This is a genomic window from Dyella tabacisoli (genome assembly GCF_003350925.1).
GTDB classification, from domain to species: domain Bacteria; phylum Pseudomonadota; class Gammaproteobacteria; order Xanthomonadales; family Rhodanobacteraceae; genus Dyella_C; species Dyella_C tabacisoli.
Genome location: NZ_KZ857176.1, coordinates 102,390 through 125,591, shown reverse-complemented (window position 1 = coordinate 125,591; position 23,202 = coordinate 102,390). Strand labels below are relative to the sequence as shown.

The window sequence follows — 23,202 nt, the reverse complement described above, 5'->3', positions numbered from 1 at the left end:
CATCACCGCTAAATCAACATGCAACGAGCACTCCCTTTAATGGGCAGGCCATCGGCGACGTGCGTGCTGTCTGACGCCCGCCCGTCATTCAACCCAATCCAAGGCCTTCCTATGATGTTGCTCCGTACTCCTCTTTGTCTTGCCTTACTGGCGGTGTTCCCGCTGCTTGCACAGGCTAGCGACGACACCACCGCGCCGGTCGATGCTGCGACCGCAGTCGCCGCACCGGCGACAACCAAGACGCTGGAAACCATTTCGGTGGTTGGCCAAAACGCCACGCGTCAGGTGCAGCAAATGGACAAAGCGCAGATCGAGCAGTTCACGCCCGGTACCAGCCCGATCCAGATGCTGGCGAAATTGCCCGGCGTGAATTTCATCACCAATGATCCCTTTGGCACCGATGAATGGTCCACCCGCGTCAGTTTGCGCGGTTTTAATCACACCCAGCTCGGTTACACGCTTGATGGTATTCCGCTCGGCAATACCGACTATCACAGTGGTGACGGCCTCAGCGTGACCCGCGCGTGGATCGGCGAAAACATCGATGAGCTGGATCTTGCGCAAGGCTCCGGCGCCCTTGGCACGGCCTCAACCAGCAACCTCGGCGGCACCGTGCAGTTGCGTACCGCCGACCCCAGCATGACGCCGGGCGTGCGCGTGAACGCCACCGGCGGCACGTATGGCTTCAAACGTGGCTATATCCGTGCCGATACCGGCGACCTCAGCGGCTTTCGCGGCTATGTGTCGGGCATGTATGTGGATGCGCCGAAATGGAAAGGCAACGACGACCAGACGCAGAAGCAGCTCAACCTCAAGGCGCTGTATCAGTGGGAAGGCGGCCGCATCACCGGCTTGCTCGACGTCGTGCGCCGGATCGAACAGCCGTATATGGATTTATCGCTGGATTCACTCAAGCGCTGCGGTTATCGCTTCGACTATCTCGCGCCGGACTGGCAGCGCTCGGTCAATATCGCCAACGGCCAATACAGCGGCTGCGTGACCAATCCCGACGACACGTACTACAACGGCAACGGCATTCGTAATGACGAACTCGTTTCGGTCAAAGGCGAGTTTTTTCTCAACGACCAGCTCACGCTGAATATTCAGCCGTATTACCACCACGACCTGGGCCAGGGTCACTGGTTTACCCCCGCGTCGGACCTGCCGTACACACCTGCGCCGGGCGACGCGCCGATCGCATTGCGCCTGTCGCACTACCTGATGACGCGCGGCGGCATGGTCAACTCGTTGAACTACGACCTCGGCAATCATCACATCGAAGGCGGCTTCTGGTTCGAGGACAGCAAGTACACCATCGGCCGCAGTTTTCAGCCGATTTCGGCAGCCGGCGGCCCGATCAGCCAAGACCAGATTTACAACACCTACTTCCACACCAAATTCCGCCAGCGCTTCTCGACGCTCACTCGCCAGTGGTATCTGCAAGATTCGTTCTCGCTGCTGGACGACACGCTACGCATCGATGCCGGTTTCAAAGGCCATAACGTCACCACCAATGCGATCGCTTTATTGCCAGGCCGTGCCAGCGGCGCATTGACTGCCCAAAGCGATTTTCTGCCGCAAGTGGGCGCCAACTACAAAATCGGCAATGGCTGGGAAGCATTCGCTTCGTTCTCGATGAACCAGAACGCCTTTGAGCCAGGCGCCAACGGTGCGTGGTCATCCAGCCAGGCCACCTTCGACGGCCTGCGCAACACCTTGCGTCCCGAGCGTTCGGCCAATAGCGAGCTAGGTGTGCGCTATGTCGATAGCACCATTCAATCGTCGCTGGCGCTTTACAACATCGACTTCAAGAACCGCTTGCTGGTGATCGTGCCTTGCGCCGGTGTGGTGAGCTGCCCGAACCAGATCGCCAATGTCGGCAAGGTCAATTCGCAAGGTGCCGAGTTCACCTTCGTGTGGCAGCCGACGCCGGCACTGCGCTGGTTCAACTCGGCCACCTACAACGACGCCAAGTACAAAGACAACTACCTCGACGCTGGCGTGCTGATTCCGACCAAGGGCAAGACCGTGGTCGATTCGCCCAAGCAGATGTTCTCCAGCGAGCTGTCGTACAAGTTCGGTGACTTCCGCGCATCGCTGGGCACCAAGTACACCGGCCCGCGCTACTACACCTTCGTCAACGACCAGCGCATCGACGGCTTCTGGCTATGGGATGCCGGCCTGTCGTGGGAGCAGAAGAACCTTGGCTTCGCCAAGAACCTGAAGATCTCGTTGACCCTGAGCAATCTGCTTAACAAGAAATACATCTCCACCATCGATAGCAACGGTTTCACTACCAGCGACCCGACCGGCACCTTCCAGAGTTTGCTGGTCGGCTCACCGCGACAGGGCTTCCTCACGGTCGACATGTCGTTCTGATTGAAAACCCCCGCCCCCGTCAGGCGGGGGCCTTCAACGGAGAAGTACGATGACGCAAGACAAGACCCCCGATGTCAGTCGTCGCAAATTCATGAAAGCTGCCGCGATGACGGCCGGCAGCGCCATGGCGATGGCGGCGCTGCCGCCTGCTCTACGCAAGGCCATGGCGGCAACCCCGCCCGCGGGTACCGCCAGCAACACGATCAACGACGTCCAGCATGTCGTGATCTTCATGCAGGAAAACCGCTCGTTCGATCATTACCTCGGCACGCTCAAAGGCATTCGCGGTTTCGGTGACCGTCAGCTCGCGCCACTGCCCAACGGCCACAACGTGCTGTACCAACCGACCAATACATCCGGCGGCTATATTCTGCCGTTCCATATGGACACCACCACCACCAACGCCATCTGCGCAAACGCAGCGGCGATGAGCTACCCGGTGGACATCGGCATCTGGAACAAAGGCCGCTTCGATAGCTGGAACACCGCACGCGCACCTGGACTTGGCATGGGCTATTTCAAGCCGGCCGACCTGGCCTTCTATTACGCGCTCGCCGATGCCTTCACCGTATGCGATGCGTATCACTGCTCGACCCTGACCCAGACCAACCCCAACCGCCTGCATCTCTTCAGCGGCAGCAATGGGCTTTCAGTGGGTACCACCGCCGTACTGGACAACACCGAGCCGGCCGCGGGCTTTGCCTGGACCACCTATGCCGAACGCTTGCAGCAAGCCGGCGTGAGCTGGAAGGTCTATCAGCAAACTGACAATTTCGACGACAACGCACTGGCCTGGTTCAGCAACTTCAAGAACGCCCAACCAGGTAACCCGCTATACGACCGCGGCATGGCGACCGTACCCGATCTCGTGCAAGCGTTTGCCGACGACATTGCCAACGGCACGCTGCCGCAGGTTTCGTGGATCGTGGCGCCGGCCAGTCTCTCCGAGCACGCCAACTACAAGCCGGCCGTCGGCGAAGATCTCACCGCGCGCCTGCTGACTGCCTTGGCCGCCTCTCCGCAGGTGTGGGCAAATACCGTTTTCATTCTCAACTACGACGAAAACGGCGGCTTTTTCGACCATATGCCACCACTGGTGCCGCCGCCTTCAAACAGCTATGGCTTATCGACCGTCAGCGTCGCCGGAGAGGTCACCGGCGGCAAACCGATCGGCCTGGGCTTTCGCGTGCCGATGACCATCATCTCGCCGTGGACGCAAGGCGGCTGGGTGTGTTCCGAAGTGTTCGACCACACCTCGGTCATCCGCTTTCTGGAAACCCGCTTTGGCGTCGCCGAACCCAATATCAGTGCCTGGCGTCGCGCCGTCTGCGGTGACCTTACCAGCGCATTCAACTTCAACCTCAGCAACACCAACTGGCCGAGCTTGCCCGACACCAGCAACTATGTCGCGCAGGCCGATCTGCAATGCAGCACGCTACCCAATACCACGGTGCCGACGACGCAATCGCTGCCCATACAGAGCACAGGTAGTCGTCCGGCGCGCGCGCTGCCCTATGTATTGCAAGCCGATGGCCGCATTGACGTCGCCGCCGGCCGTTTCTGGATCGATTTCACTAACGCAGGCAGCGCCGGTGCGGTCTTTCAGGTGTATGCCGGCAATCGCAGCGACGGCCCCTGGACCTATACCGTCGAAGCCGGCAAAAAACTGAGTGATTACTGGAGTGCGGTGCACTACAGCGCCGGCGTCTATGACCTGAGCGCACGCGGCCCCAATGGCTACCGTCGCGATTTTCACGGTTTGGTCGGCACCACCCATCCGCTCGAAGTACAACTGCGCCCCGCCGCCCAAGGCAGCGGCGTAACGCTTAGCTTCATCAATAGCGGCAGCCAGGCCGTCACTGCCACAGTGAGCAACATGGCCTACGGCAGCACCTCGCCATACACCGTGCAGGTTCCCGCCCACAGCACGATCCAGCTCAACTGGGCCGATGCCAGCGGTGGCGGCTGGTACGACATCCAAGTGATCTGCACCCAGGACGCCCAATTCAAACGCCGCTTTGCCGGGCGCGTGGAAAACGGTCAGTCAGGCATCACCGATCCGGCCATGGGTCTCTAAAGCATGGAATGCCCCTCCCCGTAAGCCGGGAGGGGCATTCAGATCGTTCATCAAGCAGGCGCCACCAGCTTTACAGCGATAACAACTGATGCCGAAACCGACAAGACAGCGGACGCCATGTAAAAGGCTGAAGTGATTTTTAGCCCACCGTTGAGTGCATCCCTTTGCCTTGCCTTTCTCAATAAATATTGAGATACAAAAATAAATATCAGGCTAAATGACATTCCTGTGAGTGCCGTCCAGCCCGACATTCCATGCGACAACGACATGGATGCAGAGAAGACCGCAGCACAGGCGATGAGTACAACCAAGGCTCTGAACATTTCAGTGGCAATCCTTATGCCTGCCCTACTGGGCGGAGATAGAGCAACGTACCCCACCATTTGAATTCGTGCGTATCCGCATGAATCCCTTCTATGGCTCCCCTTGCCTTATGACAGCTCGTAATGACTGCTCGTGCGGTTCGCGATCTACCTGTTCCAGCAGCCAGTCCACGCCGGCAGCCATCGCCTTGTCATGGTCGGCGTAGCTTTTATCAAGGGCTGTGTAGATGTTCCCCTGCCTGGTGTTCACTTCCCACGCCTGACCGTCATGTGTGCGGCACACGGCATAGGCAAAGTAATCAGCTTTAGCGTCCATTTCGTCATAGGCGACTTGCAGCTCAGGGCGAAGCGGTGGCACGCGATAGGTGCCGCATGTCGGCCTTTCTTTCATCGTTGTGGTTCCTCCTGGTTGTCGCCATCGTCAGGCCCAATGTCCATGCATCCCTGCCTGGAATCGCGATAGATTGTGATGCATTGGCATGCTAATCAACCAAGGGACAGGTGGCTATAAGACGATTCTCAGACGGTTAGGTTGTCTCGCCTTTTGCACACAGCAGTGACCCATTGCGGCAAGCTGTTCCGCCTACCCCACCAGCACGCAAGGAAGGGGCAAGATGAGGCAAGTTCTGTTCCTCCTGCGCACAAAGGGAATGGAGAAAAACTGCACGCGCCATGAACCCGTCGCACACCAATCACGGTTTAGTCATCTCTGATCGACACAATGGGTCGTGGTGTTGGTGAAGGAACGTGAAGGTGCTGGCGCAATACGTCTACTCTGCAAAAATCGGCTTGTTTCGGATCGTGCAACATGGCCGTCGCTGGCGCAGCCTGCTTGAAGCACAAGAAATTGACCGTCACGACTCGGCCGAGTCAGCACTGACCGCATTGCGCGACCTATGGCCGCATGCACGGCTACCCGATCAACTGGATCACTGGCGTCATTTGCCGGCACTCGCGCTGCTGCATTCGCGCCCGGCCGACGAGCCGGTCATCCGCTGGCAGCTAGTGATGTAAGAACGGGCCCGGTCTGTACACCTAGACCGCCGGCATGGGCATCGCTGACGCATCCGGCTCAACTGGAGCTAGACGATCCATCATCACGCGGGCCAACTCCCGCTCGCCCAGCAACACCACATTCGCACCCTGCTGCTGCAGATGTTGCAGGCATTCCTCCGAATCGGCACGCGCAATGATGGTCAACTGCGGGTTGAGCTTACGCGCCGCATGCACCACTTCGCCGCTCTCGAAAGCCTTGGGCAGGGTCACGAACAAGGCACGCGCCTGACCGAGGTTGGCTGACGCCAGCACCTCGTCCATCGAAGCATTACCGGCGATGGTGTCGATGCCGAGCTGCCGCAAGACCTCGACGCGATCCTCACGCTCTTCCAATACCAACAAGGCATGGCCACGCGCGCGGACCTTATCGCCAAGCAACTGACCCAGGCGACCATAGCCGGCCACAACCACGTGGCCATGCAGCGTACTAAGCGGCCACGCGATCACATCACTCGCTGCAGGTGCGACATCGGCAGCCATGGCATCAGCGGCTGCTTGCGCACGCTCATCGCGCGCATCCAACCATGGCTTGGCGCGGTCGAGCAGCTTGAACAAAAAGGGATTGAGCAGGATCGACATGATCGCAGCGGCAAGCAAGACATCTTGCGCTTCTTTCGACACCAACTGCTGAGTCACACCCACGCCGATCAAGATAAAAGAGAACTCGCCGATCTGCGCCAGACTGGTGGCAATCGTCAGCGCCGTGCGCAACGGCCGGCCCGAGACCAAGACGATACCCAGTGCGGCCAATGATTTACCGACAATAATGATGAACAACGCAGCCAACACTACCAGCGGCTCGGTCAGCAACACCTGGTAATTGAACAACATGCCGATCGACACGAAGAACAGCACGGCGAACGCGTCGCGCAGCGGCAAGGTTTCCTCGGCGGCGTCATGCGCCAGCTTGGACTCACCCATCATCATGCCGGCGAAGAACGCGCCCAACTCAAACGACACCCCGAACAGCTCGGTGGCGCCAAAGGCCACCCCGAGCGCAATCGCCAGCACGGCCAAGCGAAACAACTCACGCGAGCCGGTATGCGCCACCGTCTTGAGCACCCACGGAATCACCCGCTTGCCGACAATCAGCATCACCGCGACAAACAGCACCACCTTGCCGATAGTGAGGCTAACGGTCTTGAGTACCGCGCCGAACGACAACGCACTGCCCTCGCCCCCGATCAACGATGCACCAATGGCCGGCAGCAATACCAAGGCCAGCACCATCGCCAAATCTTCGACAATCAACCAGCCGATGGCGATACGGCCACGCTCGCTCTCCATCAGGCGCTGCTCTTCCATCGCCCGTAGCAGCACCACCGTGCTGGCCACCGACAGCGCCAGACCGAACACAAAACTTTGCGCCAGCGGCCAGCCGATGGCCCAGCCCAGCAACATGCCCAGGGCCGTCGCCACCGCCATTTGCACTAGCGCGCCGGGAATGGCGATGCTCTTGACCGACAGCAGATCTTTCAGCGAAAAGTGCAGGCCCACGCCAAACATCAGCAGCACCACACCCAATTCCGCCAATTGGTGAGCCAGCGGGCCATCTGCCACAAAGCCCGGCGTAAACGGCCCCGCCACCACGCCGGCCAGCAGATAGCCAGCCAATATCGGCAATTTCAGCCGATGTGCGATGGCAGCAAAAATAAACGCCAATACGATGCCGCCAACGACAGTCATGATGAGCGGGGCGTCATGCATAGCGGTAGTCCTGTCGAATCATGGTGGATCGGCCTGGCCAGCGTCACCATAAACGGAGGCACGCCACGCTCGTCTGATCGCGGCCGGCAGCCAGGTGTTTGCCGTAGGGATTATGGGCTTATGTAATAAGGCCAGACGCTGCCAGACGCAAGCCGGGCCTGGTCGCTATGCCGGCCGATGAGCCGGCGCATTTAGCCAGAGATCAACTTTCGGCGTTGATGACCGCGAGAAAATCCTGCCCATAGCGTTTGAGCTTGGCCTCGCCCACGCCGGTGATCGAACCCATTTCTTCTTCATTGGCCGGCAAGGCGCGCAGCATCGCCAGCAAGGTGGCGTCGTGAAAAATGACATAGGCCGGCACGCCGTGCTGCTTGGCCAGTTGTGAACGCAACCCGCGCAGGGCATCCCACATCGATTGCTCGTAAGCCTCGATGCCCAGGCTGCCACCGGTGACCCGTTGACTGTCGCGGCGGCGTTTGGACGTACGCGCCGGCCGTGCATCCTCACGCAGGTGCACCGACTGCCCACCGGTGAGTACGTCGCGACTGCTGCGCGTCAGGCGCAAGGTGCCGAAACCTTCGGCATCGGCCTCCAGCAAACCCACCGCAAGCAATTGGCGGAACACCGAGCGCCATTGCTTTTCGTCCATGTCTGCGCCGACGCCAAAAGTGGTCAGGCGATCATGGCCGAGCTGACTCATGCGCGAGCTCTCGATGCCGCGCAGTATCTCGATTACATGCCCCGAACCGAAACGCTGATTACTGCGATACACCGCCGACAGCGCTTTCTGCGCAGGCACGGTGGCATCCCAGGTTTTCGGCGGCTCCAGGCAGTTGTCGCAATGGCCGCATGGGCCGTGATAATCCTCACCGAACGCCGACAACAACACCTCGCGGCGACAGCGAGTGGCCTCGGCATAGGCCAGCAGTGATTCCAGCTTTTGCCGCTCGATACGCTTTCGCTCATCGGCCGACTCCGACTGCGCAATCATCTGGCTCATGGTCACTACATCGGACAAGCCGTAGATCATCCACGCTTCGGCCGGCAAGCTATCGCGGCCGGCGCGACCGGTCTCCTGGTAATAGCCCTCCATGCTGCGCGGTAAATCCAGATGGGCAACAAAGCGCACGTCGGGCTTGTCGATACCCATGCCGAAGGCGACGGTGGCCACCATCACCACCCCATCTTCACGCAGAAAACGCTGCTGATTCGCCGCGCGCGTCGCCGTATCCAAACCCGCGTGATAGGGCAAGGCGGTTACGCCCGCCTCCACCAGCGCGGCGGCGGTCTCGTCCACCTTGCGGCGGCTAAGGCAATACACGATGCCAGCCTCGCCACGATGACCGTCGAGAAATTCTGTCAATTGACGGCGCGCGTTGTCGCGCAAACCCACTCGATAGCGGATATTGGGCCGGTCGAAACTGGACACGAACTGCCGCGCCTGCTGCAACGCCAGCCGCTCGACAATTTCGTCACGCGTGCGCTGATCGGCCGTGGCGGTAAGCGCAACACGCGGCACCGCCGAAAAGCGCTGGTGCAGTATCGCGAGTTCGCGATACTCCGGGCGAAAGTCATGCCCCCACTGCGATACGCAATGTGCTTCGTCGATCGCGAACAACGCGACCTCGGTACGCTCCAGCAGACTGAGGAAACGCCCGGTCAAAAGCCGTTCGGGCGCCACGTAAAGCAGATTCAGCTCGCCGGCCAGCAAACGCCGCTCGACTTCGCGCTGATCTTCCGCGCCCAGGCTGGAGTTGAGGTAAGCGGCCGCTACGCCGGCCTCGCGCAAAGCGTCCACCTGATCCTGCATCAGCGCGATCAACGGCGACACTACGATGCCGGTGCCCTGCCGCAGCAGCGCGGGTATCTGGTAACACAGCGATTTACCGCCGCCGGTGGGCATCAGCACCAAGGCGTCGCCACCATCGGCCACTTGGTCGACGATAGCCTGCTGCTGTCCGCGAAACGCGGAGTAGCCGAAGACGGTCTGCAGTATCTGAAGCGCGGAGGACATCCGGCGAATAGTAACAGAGCGGCTGCTATCGCTTGATCCCGCCCTACCCGAAACTTGCGATACCTCAATCAAAACGGCACGTTGCAACGTATTTTCAGACTTCTCCCATATATTCCGCCGGCTCATCCAGGCAAGCTTGCCTGCTCTCCAAGACAACCGAGCGCCGCCCCTTATCCAGTCGCTCCCGCACACGGCGACATGGCACCGCGCTCTTGGGCGTCACTCATTGACAAGTCCTGAGCACCCAAGCGGACTTTAAGGAGCCATTCCATGAAAGCCTCCCTACGTTTCATCGTGCCCTTGGCGTGCCTGAGCCTAGCCTCGGCGGCATTCGCTACCAGTGGCAGCATCAGTTTCAGCGGTTTGGTTGCCGAGCCCACTTGCAGAGTCTCTAGCCATCATGGCGATGCTGATCGCGCACGGCATCTTCCAGTGACCATCACGGTATCAAGCTGTGTCGGCACATCCGGCAAACTGCGCACCTGGTTCGGCTCCGTCGACAACGGCGATCTGACCAGCCGCATGCGCAAGAAACTCGACCAGGATCACGCCAGCCATGCGCCGGCCATCGTCCGCACCCGGCACGGTCGGCTAGTCGATTTCCAGGAACAGCACGTCATCCACCTCGATCCCACCACCGGCAAAGCCACGCACGAGTATGTCGCTGACCATGGCATCGCCGACGCAGCGACGTCCAGCGCCACCTACACCATCGCCTACGACTGAGCCACGATTGCACCGCCATAGTGAGTAGCAAGCGTTAACAGCAGCAGCCATAGCCGGCAAGCCACTGATGACGTCGCGCATTCAGGGCTGCATTTTCAGATTTTTCCTATTTCAATGCGTGGCAGCAGTGAGCATGCTCTCCTGGCCCTCCAAGTCACCGCGACCTTGCCATGAAGTTCATTCCCCCCTGGCCACGGCAACGCCCGGTGTTCTTGCGAGGGCGCTATCTCATCTAAAGCGATCTCATCAAGATCAGGGCGCCTTCTAGCCATTCGTGCGGGCGCGCCGGCAAGAATCACTTGAGTGCCCATGACTGACATTTTTATCGAGAGGCGGTTAACGCTTCAAAACAGTGGCGAAGTCTGCGTTCGCCTGTTTCGACCGACGCTGGATGACGTGGACTATCGCTGCGATGTCCACATCGACTGGCCTGATCGTCAACAGCGCCTTCATGTGTTCGGCATTGACGCCGTCCAAGCACTCTTTCTGGCCATGCAATGCGCGCACGCCGAACTACTTGCATCACCGGAACATGGTTCCAGAACGCTGACCTGGCTAGGTGGGTACGATTTCGGCCTGCCATTGGTCGGCGCACTTACCTCAAGCGGGCACGGCGGCACTTACGCTAAGTAAATCAGGGCATTCTTAACGCCCACACGAAGTTATCGGCGCTGAAGGCAAGCGGGTTGGCACCAGAAAGGCTATAAGGTCGGCCCGCTTCTACGGCTTCTTGATGCCAGCGAAAACCATTTTTGTTTCTGGTATGTACTTCATGCAGTCACACCGGCACCGGAGACGGAAACCCCAACGTCGCTAAGCAACACACTCGCCTCTGTGCCAGGGTTAACGCTGATAACCGCAGATGAAGATATTTTTTAAAATATCATCCTCATATCGACATGACGTATCAGCTCATCAACGCTGACCCAACAAGTAATGCAACAACAGAGAACAGCCAGGTAGTCAAAAACGGCCACCAGAATGAACGTCCCAATCGACGCCTGGACCGGCTCTGAGCGACCGCTCCGGTAGCAATGAACTGATAAATTTTTTGCATCCTCGCCTCCTTCTTGTCGCCATGAATGGAACGGCAATATCCGCCCCAGCCGTGGCCAACCAAGCCTCGTATGTCGTTTCGACCGCACTCTAAAAACTTAAGTGCCGATACGCGACAAAAGAACACGCCAATAGACAGCTATGCACAGCCATAGCAGAAAACGCCATCTACGTTGCGGCTGATGCAGCAATCGAACGATGGCGTAGACGACAATGCCGCCAACGACCGGCATGGGAATCAACGCATTCCACAGCCAACCTCTGGTTAAGATTGAAAAGTGGCGACCACTTTGCCGGCGCTGCACATGGAAATACCAAGAGAGGCCAAGATCATCCACTGAAAAAAAAGCACCGCCAACATGAACCGGCGATGCTAAAACGATGAGTACGACAGGCGGCTCGCGATAACCGATAGCCGGATCGCGAGGCGGGCATGCCATGAAGCGAGTACTTGAAGCCATAAGAGCCACGGCTACGGAGATCACGCATACCCACGTCGAAGCACACCTTGTCCATTGCCCGGCGAAAGTGCCGGAAATGGACTCTGTTGCGGCTGCCATCCATGGCATTCACTCCGTTGGACCCGCCCGGAATGCCTTGCCACATCCGGGGCGGGTAGGCCATCCCTGCCCGCTTTAGGCGCCCAAAAACAATACTGACAAGTTGTGGGGTAGTGATCGCTTGATGTTGATGCTCCGTTGGGATCTTCCCCGGATGCCTGCTCTTGAACATCCTCCTCCGGGGAAGCCGGCTATCCATGCCTGCCTAACTGCCCAGAGCCGATCATCCGCGCTCATTCGACGTCTACTTGCACCATGGTGAATCCGCGAAATGGCGCGAACTTATTGAAGACCTGAGCCAAACCAGAACACCTTCCAATCATTCACAACCCAATAAGCCACACCACCGGAAAACCGTCCAATAGGCGAGGTCATTCCATCGCCCCATGCCTGGTCACTGCGTTTTTTATAGATGCACGATGGAGGATATGGATCGACCGGACCGTTTTCTATCAGAGGATTCTCAAAATATCGGCAACACTTTTCCTCACCATGCGCAGTTGCAAAAATCAGAACATGCTCATTACCCGAGGCCATGCGCGGAGGCCTTAATCATGCGCAGGCATAAGTGCTAAACCCGATCATTGCCATGCTCGCTGTAGCGCATGGCTGCAATCACCCTGGAGTGGCCTCAGCCGTACCTGGCAACATTGAAAGCACCCTTGCTCTAATTTTGCCGATATCATGCGTTTCTACGTACAGGCTGTTTTAGCCCACCTCTAAACCCCTACGATGACAGTGAAAATCCATCGGATTTGGGACGAGGCGCTATGGCGCACCAGCCATCAGCGACCACTTGACGCTGCCGTCGCGCTGATAAGCTGGACGCCGCCCTCTGCCATCGATAGCGGGCGCCCTCCCTACATCGAGCCGATGATCGCTACGCTCTGTGTAGCAAACGGCCCGGTCGCCTTCCGTTTGTTCTTCGACGGCAACCTTTCGCCTATGGCAACCATCGTTCGGGCGCGTCGCAAACGGTTTCCTTTCAGCGTTTGGGAAAGGGTGTCGCAGCGCTGGGGGGCCGATGTCGTGATAGCGACCACGGCTGGCGATGCCAGGGAGATGTTCGATCAGCACTGGTCGATGCAGGGCCAGGCGGCTTTTATCTTTGAACATGGCGCCGACACCCGTCACGCCATTGAGATACTGAGTCGGACGAGAGACTGGAAATCACAGCGACTTCCAGCAGGTGTTTCGTTGCTTCTTTCACCTGCGGTCGACGGCGACGGCATCTTGCTGGCGGCAAAGGACGACATCACACTGGAAACCGCTGTAGCGGGAATCGATGCATGGTGTGGCGCGGCAAACGTGCCACTGGAATATGCCGCGCCGGCACGCATCCCCTGATCCTGATTAGCGTCGAATCTCAGTCGATGTTTTTCTCCTCTCCAGCCCTCCCCTGCGACCGAATCTTGGTGTTGACAATTCTCTGATACGAAACTGAGATCCGGGGCTGGCTGGAATGCGGCATCGGTCGAACACCTGCGGCGTGTATCCTGCTCAACTGCTTGTGGTTATCCGTGGGCTTGTAACTGAACGGAATTGATGTGCTGATCGCTTTACTTACCTCCATGCTGTCCGGCCTCGCATCGACCCCAGCGACCGTTCCTGCTGCGCAGGATGTCGCACCGACACCACAGTTTCGCCGCTACGGGATTGCCGAAGGTCTTCCAAGCAGCTCGATCGACGGCCTGGCACAGGACGCCGAAGGCTATATCTGGATCGCCACCGGATCGGGGCTGGCTCGTTACGATGGCACTACGTTCGAGATCTGGCGCCATAACCCAGACGACCCTCGATCGATTTCTTCTGGACGGGTTCCTTCCCTGCTGGTCGACCATGCGGGCCGCCTTTGGGCTGCCGGCATGGATGGCTTGAACCGCTACGACCCTGCGCAGCAGGTTTTTTTGCATTGGCGCCACGATGATCGCGTGTCAGACAGTGTCGCCAGCAACGACCTGTCCGCCCTGGCCCAAGACAGCATGGGGCATCTATGGGTCGGCAACTACACTGCCGGCCTGGACTTGCTACATGCCGACGGCAAGGGTTTTGACCATCTACGGCACGATCAAGGCGATCCGAACTCGCTGGTTTCCGATCATATCCGCACCCTGCTGGATGGCCCCGATGGCAGCATGTGGATCGGTACCGACCGCGGCCTGGATCGACGCCTTGCCGACGGCAAGCTTAGCCACGTGCGCTTCGTACCTCCCGCGGGTTCGGCCTATGACAAACCCTTCAGCGTGCACAGCCTCAGCTATGCCGGCAAGACCCTGATCGTCGGCACCCAGTTCGGCCCGTATTACATCGACAGCGAACAGACCGCACAGCGTCTGGCGCCCGGACAAATACCCGACGAGTTCACTCTTGCTTCGGCCCTCGATGCGCAGGGGCGATTGTGGGTCGGTACAAATGCCAACCTGTACCTGCGCGACCAAGCCCATGCCTTCCATCGTTTCGGCGCCAGCCCTTTACTGCCTTATGCCTTGCCCAACCGTGTCGTGCGCCGGCTGCTGCTCGATCATGAAGGCGGCTTATGGATAGCTACAGAAAACGGGCTGGCCTATCTGGGGCCCGACTGGAACGAATTCACCCGCACCATCGCCCGGCCCTATGACGCATCGAGCCTCAACGACGAACCGGTTTCCGCGGTCGCCGCCGCGGGCAACGGACAACTGTGGGTAGGCCATGAAAAGGGCGCGATTGATCGACTCGATCCGGTCACCCAACGGATAGAACACATCCCCTTCGCCCCTCCCGGTACCCGCCACACCGTCCAAGGCATGCTCGAAGATCACCGCGGCCGACTATGGGTCAATACGCCTGACGGCACTGTGTTGCTCGATCATGGGGCGCTCAAGACGGTGAGCCCGGCGTTCTGGGCGAACCGGTTGGCGCTCGATGAGCAAGGCTACGTCTACGCCGACCTTGACGACGGCAGCGGCGTTGCCAGAATCGACCCGGACACCTTGCAGGCAACCCAGTTAGTACCGGCCGACCTTCCGGTGAAGCGCAACTTGCAGACGGTGCAAGACATGCACTGGTTCGATCATGCCCTATGGGTCGCCGGGAGCGGCGGCCTGCTACGTTGGACACCAGCGCAATCACCGGTGCAATTCGTGCCAGGGGTAGAGCACAGTTTTATTCACGCGTTCGACATGAATGGCGAACGCCTATGGGTTCTCGGCGAAAAGAATCTCGATGTCTACCACTGGAACGGTGAGCGTGCGGATCGTATTGCCTCCTACCCCCTGGGCCTGCGACGCGCCCTGGACGATGCCCTCGGATTGAGAGTGGATCGTCTCGGCCGCGCCTGGATGTTCACCCGCAGCGGACTCTGGTGCTATGACCCGGCCAATGACAGCCTGCGCAGTTTCGGACTGCAGAGCGGTTTGGTCGACCTGCATTTCACCAGCGACACTCCCGCCAGACTCCCCGATGGCCGCCTATACGCCCCCACCATGGACAGCGTCGTCAGTTTTTTACCCGAGGCGATACACGCTCATGTGCGCAAACCAACACTGGTGCTTCACTCGTTAAGTGTGCAACGCGGCGGCCGCAAACAGGCATTGCCGCCCGAGAGCAGATCCTTATCGCTTCGCTGGAATGACCGTGACTTCAGCGTTGGCGTTCGTGCGTTGACCTATATCGCGCCGGGACAAACCGTGTATCGCTTCCTGATGGACGGCATCGATAGCAACTGGATCGACAACGGCGAACGTGGCGAGCGCAGCTTTCCCCAGCTTGCGGGCGGCGACTATCGCCTGCGTGTGCAAGCGGCCGGGCCCGACGGTATCTGGAATGAACTGGCCATACCGCTGCAGATCCATGTCGAGTCGCCGCCCTGGCTGCGCTGGTGGGCCTGGATCATCTATGCGCTATTGCTGGCGGCCACGATGCTGGGGCTGGTGTGGCTCACCCGTCGCCGTCAACGCGGCCTGCACCACATGGAGCTGCTGGCGCAGGAACACCGTCTCGCGCACGAAGCGAACTCAGCCAAGACGCGATTTCTCGCCGAGCTTGGCCACGAAATCCGCACCCCCATGACCGGCGTGCTTGGCATGGCCGAGCTGCTTCTGAATCAACCGCTGCCGCTGCTGGAACGCAGCTATGCGCAGACGATCAAGAATTCAGGCGAAGTGCTGCTGACCCTGGTCAACGATGCCCTCGACCTCGCACGCATCGAAGCGGGCCGGCTAGAACTCGTATCAGCTCCTTTCGATCCGCGTGCGCTACTGCAGGATGTAGTCGCACTGGGGCTGGAGCGCGCCTCGGCAAAGGGACTCGCACTGACCGTCACCGTCGCACCGGACGTGCCGGCGCGGGTCATCGGCGACGCCGTGCGAATCAAGCAGATCATCATGAACCTCACTCACAATGCGCTGAAGTTCACCGATCACGGCAGTGTGCGGCTCACCCTGCAAACAGTGAAAGATTGCCTGCTGTTCGAGGTGCGCGATACCGGATCGGGTATCTCTTCAAACGATCAATTGCGCTTGTTCCATCATTTCCAGCAACTCGACGGGCCACAACGCAATTCCGGTAGCGGGCTTGGACTTGCGATCTGTCGCAAGCTGACCGACCTCATGGGCGGCCAAATCACCCTCGATTCGGAAACCGGCCGGGGCAGCGTATTCCACCTCAGCCTACCGCTGCATGCTGCGCATTCTGACCTTACCGAGCTGCCTGCACGGGCATCGAGGCCCGGCCTGTGCAGGCAACTGCTGCTGGTCGAGGACGACAGCGTGGTCGCCGCTGCCGTTACCGGCCTGCTGCAAATACAGGGGCATATCGTCACGCATGTCAGCAACGGCTTGCAGGGACTGCAGATGCTCGATCAGCATCGCTTCGATGCCGTGTTCGTGGATCTGGACTTGCCCGGACTCGATGGCCATCAGTGGGCTCAACTCGTCAGAGCACGCGAGCCCCACGGCGAACGCCTGCCGATGATCGCCATCACCGCCCGCTCCGGCGGCGATGAAGAAGCGCTTGCACGCAGCGCCGGCATGGATGGATTCCTGCGCAAACCGCTTACCGGCGAGCAATTGGGTGACGCGTTGGCTGCCCAACTGAAGCGCTATGATCCCCCGCAGTCGATTCGCGGCACCCATTGAACAGGCTCTAGGACACCATGCACCCTTGTCGCGTTCTCTTCATTTGCACCGGCAATTCGGCGCGAAGCATTCTGTCGGAAGCCACGCTCAATCATCTCGGGCAAGGCCGGTTCGAAGCGTTTAGCGCCGGCAGCCAGCCGGCGGGCCGGGTCAACCCCTATGCTCTGGAAGCGCTAGCCGGCGCAGGCATTTCCTGCGAGGGCCTGGCCAGCAAGTCGTGGGATCAATTTGTCGGCGATCTCGCACCGCCACTCGATATCGTGATTACGGTATGCGACAACGCAGCGAGCGAGCCCTGCCCCGTTCTCTTCGGCAACTTCGTTCGCACTCATTGGGGTTTGCGCGATCCGGCGGCCGTGACAGGCACCCCCGACGCGATCAGCGCGGCATTCCAACGCGCGCACGCGCTCATCACCTATCGCCTGACGGCGCTATTGCGGCTGCCCGTGGAGACGATGACACCCCAAGCGCTGAAATTAGCGCTTGATGGCATCGGCACCATGTCGAATGACGACGACTGACACACCCTGATTCGACCTGAATTCGGCGACGAATCGTCACTCCACCCAAATCAGCAATTCATTGGATACGAGCTCACCCAACTGCCACACGATCCGGTGCAAGCCGGTTGCATCGAATGTATAGGTCGTCACGTCATAGCCGTAATCGATCGCCGGCCCGGCAACCACCGGGCCATCGTAAAGCCCTGCAGGCCGGAGCGGATCGTCGTCTTTCATTCGTGGCGCCGTGGTGAGTATGCCGTCGACACTTTCGCCCGATATCGCCTTCGGCCCCATCGTGTAGAGCACGACGCCCGGATCGATTGCTTCGGCGACATGGATTACCCGGACCTCTTCGTTGAGACCCACACGTTGCCGCGCCGTGAGAATCGTCAGGCGTCGCCCATCCGAAATCACTCCCTTATCAGGCCAGCCTGGATAAGACCGAGCCAGGTCCTGATCGTCCGGCGGCGCTTCTCGAATCTCGCTGCCGACGCGGACATACAGTCGGGGAAGCCCCGAAAAATCAGGCGGAAGCATGCTGCCGTTGCTCATCTGACCGCTCGTTTGCACATTGTCATACCGCCTGCGCGCCAGAGGATGCACTTCCACTGCCCGCGCTGGCCGAGACGCTGCTTACGGTTGTCGCCACGCCAGTCTTCGAGGTCGTGATCGAGAGGCTGGTCCCGGATCCAGCAGCCGTCGCGGTCACTTCCCGATGGATATTGAAGCCGCTGTTTGTTACTACAACGTTGGTAGCGCCAGAACGGGTATCGTTGAAGACAAACAATTGGCGAGAGTCGATGGCACCCGCACCGGTAATCCGCGATACGGGCGTACCGTGATGGTCCGTGCCATGCGGCGAAACATTTGCCGGAAGGAAGCCGGAATTGCTCCCACTCGTAATGCCGGCGAAACAGCCGGTTCCACCCACATACTGAACCTTCTCCGACATCTGGACCATGTCGAGATCGGCAACCACACCGCTATCGGAGTTGTTGCTGGTTATCGCTTCGATGCCACGCTCGGTACCGGTGATAAGGCTGCCAGGGCTGATCGTTACCGTCGTCGGAATAGCGCAAATCGTGAATGCATTGCTCGTCCCGACCGTCGTGCCGCCGACTTTGGCCACCAGTTTGAGGTTACCGGCGGAGCCTACTGCGGTCTGCGTCGTACCACGCAAGGCGACCACACCCGTAGCCGCGAGAGTTGCCGTTGCCGCGCCATTGAGCGTTGCCGTTCCATTCGTCGCCGATGCACCATCGACGGAGATAACCACGCTACCTGTGCCAGTCACCGTGGCCGCAATGGATTGGTCGATTCGCGGCGGAATTCGCGCAATCACGCCGGCTGGTGTGGTGGGCGAATTGACTGTTCCAAACGTGACGCTCGTGACTGCCGCCGGAGTCGGAGGAGCTGTGCCGGGCGCGGCTGGTGCGCCAGACCCGGCGGGCGGTGTCTGGGGCACAGCAGGCGCCACACCCGCGTCGGGAGGCACTTGCGCAGGCGTACCGGCATCGCGAGCTGCCGGCGCACCCGCGTCAGGAGGTGCCGGCACGCCAGCGTCGGGGCTCACCTGATCGGTGAGATCCTGTCCATTCCCTTTTAAATCGATGCCATCACTGCAGACGCTCGCTCTGGCGGCGGCGAACGAGTCTGGTTGCGGCCGCGGTGTATCGGCGCGAGTTGCAGGAGGAGATACCGGGATATCGGCAAAACGCCACGATGAATCGGCCGCTGCCGCGTGCTCTCGATGTGATGGAAGCTGCGACGGCGCCTGATTGCCGATGGGCGATAGCTGTTGGCGCATAGGACTATGCGCCGTCAGACTCGAACTCTTGCGTTCTACGCGGTTTGCGAAAGCTGAAGTAGCCTTCGCCTCTGACTTTGCGACCTTCGACGTAAACATAATGCCCCCTTTCGGGTTGGTATGGATATGACGAAAATATCGATCTCAATATGGCAGATCAGCGCGATATTAAATGATCTCGATGACGGTCACTGCATCCAATCAGAACTGAGCCACAGACTTCATCAGTGGTCAGCCGACAACAGGATGCACCTTTTCAGTGCTGCCTGTGTGAAGTGACCACCCCCCTCGCCAGACGCTCCTGATATCTGGCATCGAAATAGAGCTTATAAATGTTATCGGGGTGTCAAAAGCATCGATCAAATAACAGCATCCATAGATATATCAACTGAAATAAATAGGATTCTTCGCGATATTTTGCGGAACACCGCCCAAGCATGGCTACCCGTCTCAGCCGCGTTGGGCCGTTTCCGCCAACCAAAGTCGAAAGGCTTTCGCTGGTTTTGAATCCGCATGGCGCGCAGGCGATACCAGGTAGTACGCCCCCGGCGCCGCTATCGCTCGCCCACCTATCTTCACCAGTGCGCCAGCCGCTATCGCATCGGCGACCAACACACTTCGACCCAGTGCAACCCCATGGCCGGCCTCGGCCGCCTGTAGCAGCAGCGCCGAGTCGCTGACCACCGGACCCCAGCCAGACTTATCCACCACGCCCCCGGTCTGCTCACACCAGCGCTCCCATGATTGAAAATCATCACGCAGCAGCACGCAGCCCTTCAGGTCCGCAGGTTTGCGCAGCTTCGCGCGCGCTATGTAATCAGGCGATGCCACCGGGAAAATCAGTTCGTCGAAAAGCTTTACGCCGTGCAAACCAGGCCAACGACCATCGCCATAACGAATGGCAAAATCGACCTTCTCTACGTCAAGGTCGAGCAGGGACTGAGTCGCATGCAATTTAAAGTCGACCTCCGGGTGTGCACTGAGAAAGCCGCCCAGTCGCGGCATCAGCCAGCGGCTCACCAGCGAGGGCGGCGCAGTCACGTACAGGCGATTCGTATCGCGCGACCGCAATGCCTCGCCAACCGAAGATAGCTGCTGAAGAAAGTGTTGGATCACCTCCAACAGCTTTTCACCTGCAGGAGTCAGCGCGACATCGCGCCGATTCCGCTGAAACAGCTTCGTCGCATAGAACGATTCAATCGCCCGAATCTGGTGGCTCACCGCGCTTGCGGTCAGATGCAGCTCAGCCGCCGCGACCGTAAAGTTTCGCAACCGGCTCAGCGCCTCAAAGGTGCGCAAGGTGTGCATGGGCGGTAATACGTAACGCATGAGTACATCCTATGAATGGCATTCATCGTGCTGTGAGAAACCATCACTTCACGACCGTTGCCCGCGATCGAATACTAACGCCCATGCCGGAAGGCCGGCATAAGCAGCTTTACCTCTTCCTCTGCCCGAGCTTCTCTTAAAACCTCGTTCGGGCCAGCGAAGTTCGACCGCTTTATCGGAGTCATCATGAAACTGTTTTCTCTCCTCTTAGGCTTGGTTGCTTTTTGCGCAGCCGCTACTACTACCCGAGCAGCCGCGCTTCACCAGGGCTGGCAAGAGGTTGATGGCTTACACCTGTTCTATCGTGAAGCGGGAAACCCTGCCGATCCGACCGTGGTCTTTTTGCACGGCAACCCGCTCTCTTCCATCATGTACGTACAGGTCATGGAAAATCTGGTGGCGCACCAGCGGCTGCATGTGATTGCGGTCGACTATCCGTCATTTGGATATTCCGATGCGCCCAGCCACGAGGCTTATCGCTATACCTTCGACCATGTGGCGCAGACCGTCGCCGATTTTCTGAAGGCGCGCGGCATCTCGCGATACAGCCTGTACATGCAAGATTACGGCGTGCCGGTGGGGTTTCGCCTTATCAGCGCAAATCCGCAGGCCATCGCGGCGATCATCGTACAAAACGGCGTTATCCACCTCGATGGCTTCCCTTCTGCGCAAGATCCAAAGGGAGAGCTGCGGCGCCATTGGACGACGCGTAACCCTGCCCTTGACCAACGACGCGCCGGCTACGCCCGATCGATGACCTACCCGCAAGCCTCCGGCTGGGAGGACGAAGATCATGCCGGCCCCGACGCGACGCTGCTGATGATCGCGGCAATACAGCGTCCAGGCGTGATCGAAGCGCGTAATGATCTTTGGTTCGACTACGGAACCAATGTGCAGCACTACCCGGCGTGGCAAGCTGCGTTACGCAAAATGAAGGTGCCTGTGCTGGTGCTCTGGGGCAAGCGCGATCAGTTCTTCACCATGCCAGGGGCGTTCGCGTATTTGCGTGACGCCCCCCAAGCCGAAGTGCATATCCTTGACTCGACCCATTTCGCCACGCTCGACATGCCCGATGAGGTCGCTGAATTGGTTGGCGGATTCTTAAGCAAGCACCATGCAGCGTTACTCCCAACTCAAGTCGGGGACAAATGATTCCAGATGGAAAGGGGCTGCGCTTAAAAGCAACGGATTTCGCGTACCGTTCTCATCTCAGTGCACTTAACAAGCCCCTGAATCGCTCAAGCTCGGCCGACCCCATATCCGAAACAATCGCAGCGCGTTGCCCACCGAGCATGACGACATCGAGCACATAGCCCTGCGACTGGATGGGCTTGTCGATGACCGGCATGGTGTCCGGCTTGATAGCTTGGGGCAGCACGAACACATCGATCAGATGTTTGCCGTGGCGATAGACCAGTACCGGCACCCGCTCGTTGCCGGCATAGTCGATACGTCCGCCGATAAGCGCATACCCTTGGTCGGAAAAATCCTGCACGACGGGTGCCGTGGCGACCTTTCCGGCGAACCAGGGCTTGACGGTGTGCTGGTCGGTGGACACGACGTCGATGGGCGATGTTGCCGCAAGTGCCCGCCAATGGCTGGCAAACAGGTCGCGGCTCAGTTGCGACGATTCATCGACAGAACTCGATGCGTGGTTCCATAGGGTCATCATGGCGCCGCCCGCAGCAAACGCGAGCACCCATGATGCGGCCAGTGCCAGCCCGCGGGATGGCCTTCGCCGTGAAGATGTGCCTGCCGTCATCGTTGCGGCGGTCTTTTGAATGCGCGCACGCAATGTTTCCGGTGCGCTGTAGCGCGGCGCGTGCTCGCGCAATGCCTGGCGAAGCGCGTCGAGTTCGATCAAGGCGGCGCGGCAATCGACGCATGCATCGAGATGCGTTTCGAATTCACGGCTGGTCGTACGGTCCAGCTCGCCATCGAAGTACAGCGGTAACAAATCATTGGCTGTTTTACAGTCCATAAGGGGCCTGCATGGTGACGTTATCGGCCAGTGCCTTTTGCAGCAACGCACGTCCGCGTGCCAGACGCGACATCACGGTACCGATGGGGGTTTGCAGCAGGTCGGCGATTTCGCGATAGGACAATTCCTCGATCTCACGCAGGATAAGCACCTCGCGGAAATGATCCGGCAGGTTTTGCAAATGCTGCGTAATCAAGCGCTGCCGCTTTGCGCTATCGATGCGATCCTCGACATCGTCCGCATCCGTATGCGGCATCCAGTGTTCGGCGGTGAGCGGATGCTGATCGATCGCAACATTGCGTTTTTCTTTGTTGCGTATGGCCAAGCGGGCAAGGCAACAGTTGCGCACGATAGCCAACCACCACGCACGCGCATTGCCACCCGCATAGCTGTCCGAAGCACGCGCGGCGCGCAGGTAGGCGTCATGTACGGCATCGGCGGCGTCCTGCTCATTACCGAGCAACCAGCGGCCGAGATTGTACGCAGCGTCGAGATGGCGCAATGCCAGATCGTCGACAAATGCATGGCTGCCTGTCGGGCTCACGTGCGGCGCACTCTCATATCAGCTCA

The 23,202-nt window shown here is 59.4% G+C and carries 19 protein-coding genes; 9 read left to right on the top strand and 10 right to left on the bottom strand.

From position 1 onward, the window contains the following. Positions 1-111: 111 nt before the first annotated feature. Entirely contained in the window at positions 112-2,379 is a 2,268-nt protein-coding gene (locus tag DVJ77_RS10290) for a TonB-dependent receptor (protein ID WP_162791456.1), read from the top strand. Positions 2,380-2,428: 49 nt separating this feature from the next. Beyond that, positions 2,429-4,456, top strand: a complete 2,028-nt coding sequence (locus DVJ77_RS10285; protein WP_114845425.1) for a phosphocholine-specific phospholipase C — start codon at positions 2,429-2,431, stop codon at positions 4,454-4,456. 50 nt (positions 4,457-4,506) lie between these two features. Here DVJ77_RS10285 and DVJ77_RS10280 read toward each other — a convergent pair whose 3' ends face one another. Further along, positions 4,507-4,779, bottom strand: coding sequence for a hypothetical protein (locus DVJ77_RS10280; RefSeq protein ID WP_114845424.1), 273 nt, complete (start codon positions 4,777-4,779; stop codon positions 4,507-4,509). A gap of 91 nt (positions 4,780-4,870) precedes the next feature. Further along, positions 4,871-5,170: a hypothetical protein gene (locus DVJ77_RS10275; RefSeq protein WP_191983684.1), complete on the bottom strand. Its 300-nt coding sequence runs from the start codon at positions 5,168-5,170 to the stop codon at positions 4,871-4,873. Positions 5,171-5,532: 362 nt separating this feature from the next. Here DVJ77_RS10275 and DVJ77_RS10270 point away from each other — a divergent pair, with 362 nt between their 5' ends. Then, positions 5,533-5,793 (top strand): hypothetical protein, encoded by a 261-nt coding sequence (locus DVJ77_RS10270; protein WP_114845423.1) that lies wholly within the window; start codon positions 5,533-5,535, stop codon positions 5,791-5,793. Positions 5,794-5,814: 21 nt separating this feature from the next. Here the strand turns inward: DVJ77_RS10270 and DVJ77_RS10265 are convergent, their stop codons facing one another. Then, positions 5,815-7,542 (bottom strand): cation:proton antiporter domain-containing protein, encoded by a 1,728-nt coding sequence (locus DVJ77_RS10265; RefSeq protein ID WP_114845422.1) that lies wholly within the window; start codon positions 7,540-7,542, stop codon positions 5,815-5,817. Between the two features lie 202 nt (positions 7,543-7,744). Then, positions 7,745-9,556, bottom strand: coding sequence for a DNA helicase RecQ (gene recQ / locus DVJ77_RS10260; protein ID WP_114845421.1), 1,812 nt, complete (start codon positions 9,554-9,556; stop codon positions 7,745-7,747). 270 nt (positions 9,557-9,826) lie between these two features. On the opposite strand from recQ, the gene DVJ77_RS10255 reads away from it, so the two are divergent. Continuing rightward, positions 9,827-10,282, top strand: coding sequence for a fimbrial protein (locus tag DVJ77_RS10255; RefSeq protein ID WP_114845420.1), 456 nt, complete (start codon positions 9,827-9,829; stop codon positions 10,280-10,282). Between the two features lie 309 nt (positions 10,283-10,591). Then, on the top strand, positions 10,592-10,915 hold the full coding sequence (locus tag DVJ77_RS10250) for a DUF6968 family protein (protein ID WP_114845419.1): 324 nt from the start codon (positions 10,592-10,594) through the stop codon (positions 10,913-10,915). Positions 10,916-11,436: 521 nt separating this feature from the next. On the opposite strand, the gene DVJ77_RS21105 is transcribed toward DVJ77_RS10250, so the two are convergent. Continuing rightward, a complete protein-coding gene (locus DVJ77_RS21105) occupies positions 11,437-11,898 on the bottom strand; it encodes a hypothetical protein (RefSeq protein ID WP_162791455.1) in 462 nt (153 codons plus the stop codon). 738 nt (positions 11,899-12,636) lie between these two features. On the opposite strand from DVJ77_RS21105, the gene DVJ77_RS10245 reads away from it, so the two are divergent. The 3 genes from DVJ77_RS10245 (at position 12,637) to DVJ77_RS10230 (ending at position 17,533) form a co-directional block, all read left to right on the top strand. Beyond that, positions 12,637-13,245 carry a hypothetical protein gene (locus DVJ77_RS10245; RefSeq protein WP_162791454.1) on the top strand — a complete coding sequence of 203 codons (609 nt, stop codon included), beginning with the start codon at positions 12,637-12,639 and terminating at the stop codon, positions 13,243-13,245. A 200-nt stretch (positions 13,246-13,445) separates the two neighbouring features. Further along, the gene (locus tag DVJ77_RS10235) at positions 13,446-17,012 is read left to right on the top strand and encodes a hybrid sensor histidine kinase/response regulator (RefSeq protein WP_162791453.1); all 3,567 of its coding nucleotides are present in this window, start codon (positions 13,446-13,448) and stop codon (positions 17,010-17,012) included. 17 nt (positions 17,013-17,029) lie between these two features. After that, entirely contained in the window at positions 17,030-17,533 is a 504-nt protein-coding gene (locus DVJ77_RS10230; protein ID WP_114845415.1) for an arsenate reductase ArsC, read from the top strand. A gap of 36 nt (positions 17,534-17,569) precedes the next feature. On the opposite strand, the gene DVJ77_RS10225 is transcribed toward DVJ77_RS10230, so the two are convergent. The 3 genes from DVJ77_RS10225 to DVJ77_RS10215 form a co-directional block, all read right to left on the bottom strand. Then, positions 17,570-18,067, bottom strand: a complete 498-nt coding sequence (locus tag DVJ77_RS10225; RefSeq protein ID WP_114845414.1) for a hypothetical protein — start codon at positions 18,065-18,067, stop codon at positions 17,570-17,572. 22 nt (positions 18,068-18,089) lie between these two features. Then, complete coding sequence (locus tag DVJ77_RS21100; protein ID WP_162791452.1) at positions 18,090-19,322, bottom strand: hypothetical protein; 1,233 nt, start codon at positions 19,320-19,322, stop codon at positions 18,090-18,092. A 450-nt stretch (positions 19,323-19,772) separates the two neighbouring features. Next, on the bottom strand, positions 19,773-20,651 hold the full coding sequence (locus DVJ77_RS10215) for a LysR substrate-binding domain-containing protein (protein WP_114845412.1): 879 nt from the start codon (positions 20,649-20,651) through the stop codon (positions 19,773-19,775). A 186-nt stretch (positions 20,652-20,837) separates the two neighbouring features. Between DVJ77_RS10215 and DVJ77_RS10210 the strand changes: the two genes are divergently transcribed. Then, entirely contained in the window at positions 20,838-21,803 is a 966-nt protein-coding gene (locus DVJ77_RS10210; RefSeq protein WP_114845411.1) for an alpha/beta fold hydrolase, read from the top strand. Positions 21,804-21,855: 52 nt separating this feature from the next. Here the strand turns inward: DVJ77_RS10210 and DVJ77_RS10205 are convergent, their stop codons facing one another. Together DVJ77_RS10205 and DVJ77_RS10200 are read right to left on the bottom strand one after the other, a co-directional pair. Further along, the gene (locus DVJ77_RS10205) at positions 21,856-22,632 is read right to left on the bottom strand and encodes an anti-sigma factor family protein (RefSeq protein WP_114845410.1); all 777 of its coding nucleotides are present in this window, start codon (positions 22,630-22,632) and stop codon (positions 21,856-21,858) included. After that, complete coding sequence (locus tag DVJ77_RS10200) at positions 22,622-23,176, bottom strand: sigma-70 family RNA polymerase sigma factor (RefSeq protein WP_225427936.1); 555 nt, start codon at positions 23,174-23,176, stop codon at positions 22,622-22,624. The genes DVJ77_RS10205 and DVJ77_RS10200 overlap by 11 nt, the downstream gene beginning before the upstream one ends. Positions 23,177-23,202: the final 26 nt, after the last annotated feature.

Excerpts from the sequence above, each read along its gene's own strand:
- DVJ77_RS10290 (WP_162791456.1), top strand. The coding sequence starts at position 112 with ATGATGTTGCTCCGTACTCCTCTTTGTCTTGCCTTACTGGCGGTGTTC.
- DVJ77_RS10285 (WP_114845425.1), top strand. The coding sequence starts at position 2,429 with ATGACGCAAGACAAGACCCCCGATGTCAGTCGTCGCAAATTCATGAAA.
- DVJ77_RS10280 (WP_114845424.1), bottom strand. The coding sequence starts at position 4,779 with ATGTTCAGAGCCTTGGTTGTACTCATCGCCTGTGCTGCGGTCTTCTCT.
- DVJ77_RS10275 (WP_191983684.1), bottom strand. The coding sequence starts at position 5,170 with ATGAAAGAAAGGCCGACATGCGGCACCTATCGCGTGCCACCGCTTCGC.
- DVJ77_RS10265 (WP_114845422.1), bottom strand. The coding sequence starts at position 7,542 with ATGCATGACGCCCCGCTCATCATGACTGTCGTTGGCGGCATCGTATTG.
- recQ (WP_114845421.1), bottom strand. The coding sequence starts at position 9,556 with ATGTCCTCCGCGCTTCAGATACTGCAGACCGTCTTCGGCTACTCCGCG.
- DVJ77_RS10255 (WP_114845420.1), top strand. The coding sequence starts at position 9,827 with ATGAAAGCCTCCCTACGTTTCATCGTGCCCTTGGCGTGCCTGAGCCTA.
- DVJ77_RS10250 (WP_114845419.1), top strand. The coding sequence starts at position 10,592 with ATGACTGACATTTTTATCGAGAGGCGGTTAACGCTTCAAAACAGTGGC.
- DVJ77_RS21105 (WP_162791455.1), bottom strand. The coding sequence starts at position 11,898 with ATGGCAGCCGCAACAGAGTCCATTTCCGGCACTTTCGCCGGGCAATGG.
- DVJ77_RS10230 (WP_114845415.1), top strand. The coding sequence starts at position 17,030 with ATGCACCCTTGTCGCGTTCTCTTCATTTGCACCGGCAATTCGGCGCGA.
- DVJ77_RS10225 (WP_114845414.1), bottom strand. The coding sequence starts at position 18,067 with ATGAGCAACGGCAGCATGCTTCCGCCTGATTTTTCGGGGCTTCCCCGA.
- DVJ77_RS21100 (WP_162791452.1), bottom strand. The coding sequence starts at position 19,322 with ATGCGCCAACAGCTATCGCCCATCGGCAATCAGGCGCCGTCGCAGCTT.
- DVJ77_RS10215 (WP_114845412.1), bottom strand. The coding sequence starts at position 20,651 with ATGCGTTACGTATTACCGCCCATGCACACCTTGCGCACCTTTGAGGCG.
- DVJ77_RS10210 (WP_114845411.1), top strand. The coding sequence starts at position 20,838 with ATGAAACTGTTTTCTCTCCTCTTAGGCTTGGTTGCTTTTTGCGCAGCC.
- DVJ77_RS10205 (WP_114845410.1), bottom strand. The coding sequence starts at position 22,632 with ATGGACTGTAAAACAGCCAATGATTTGTTACCGCTGTACTTCGATGGC.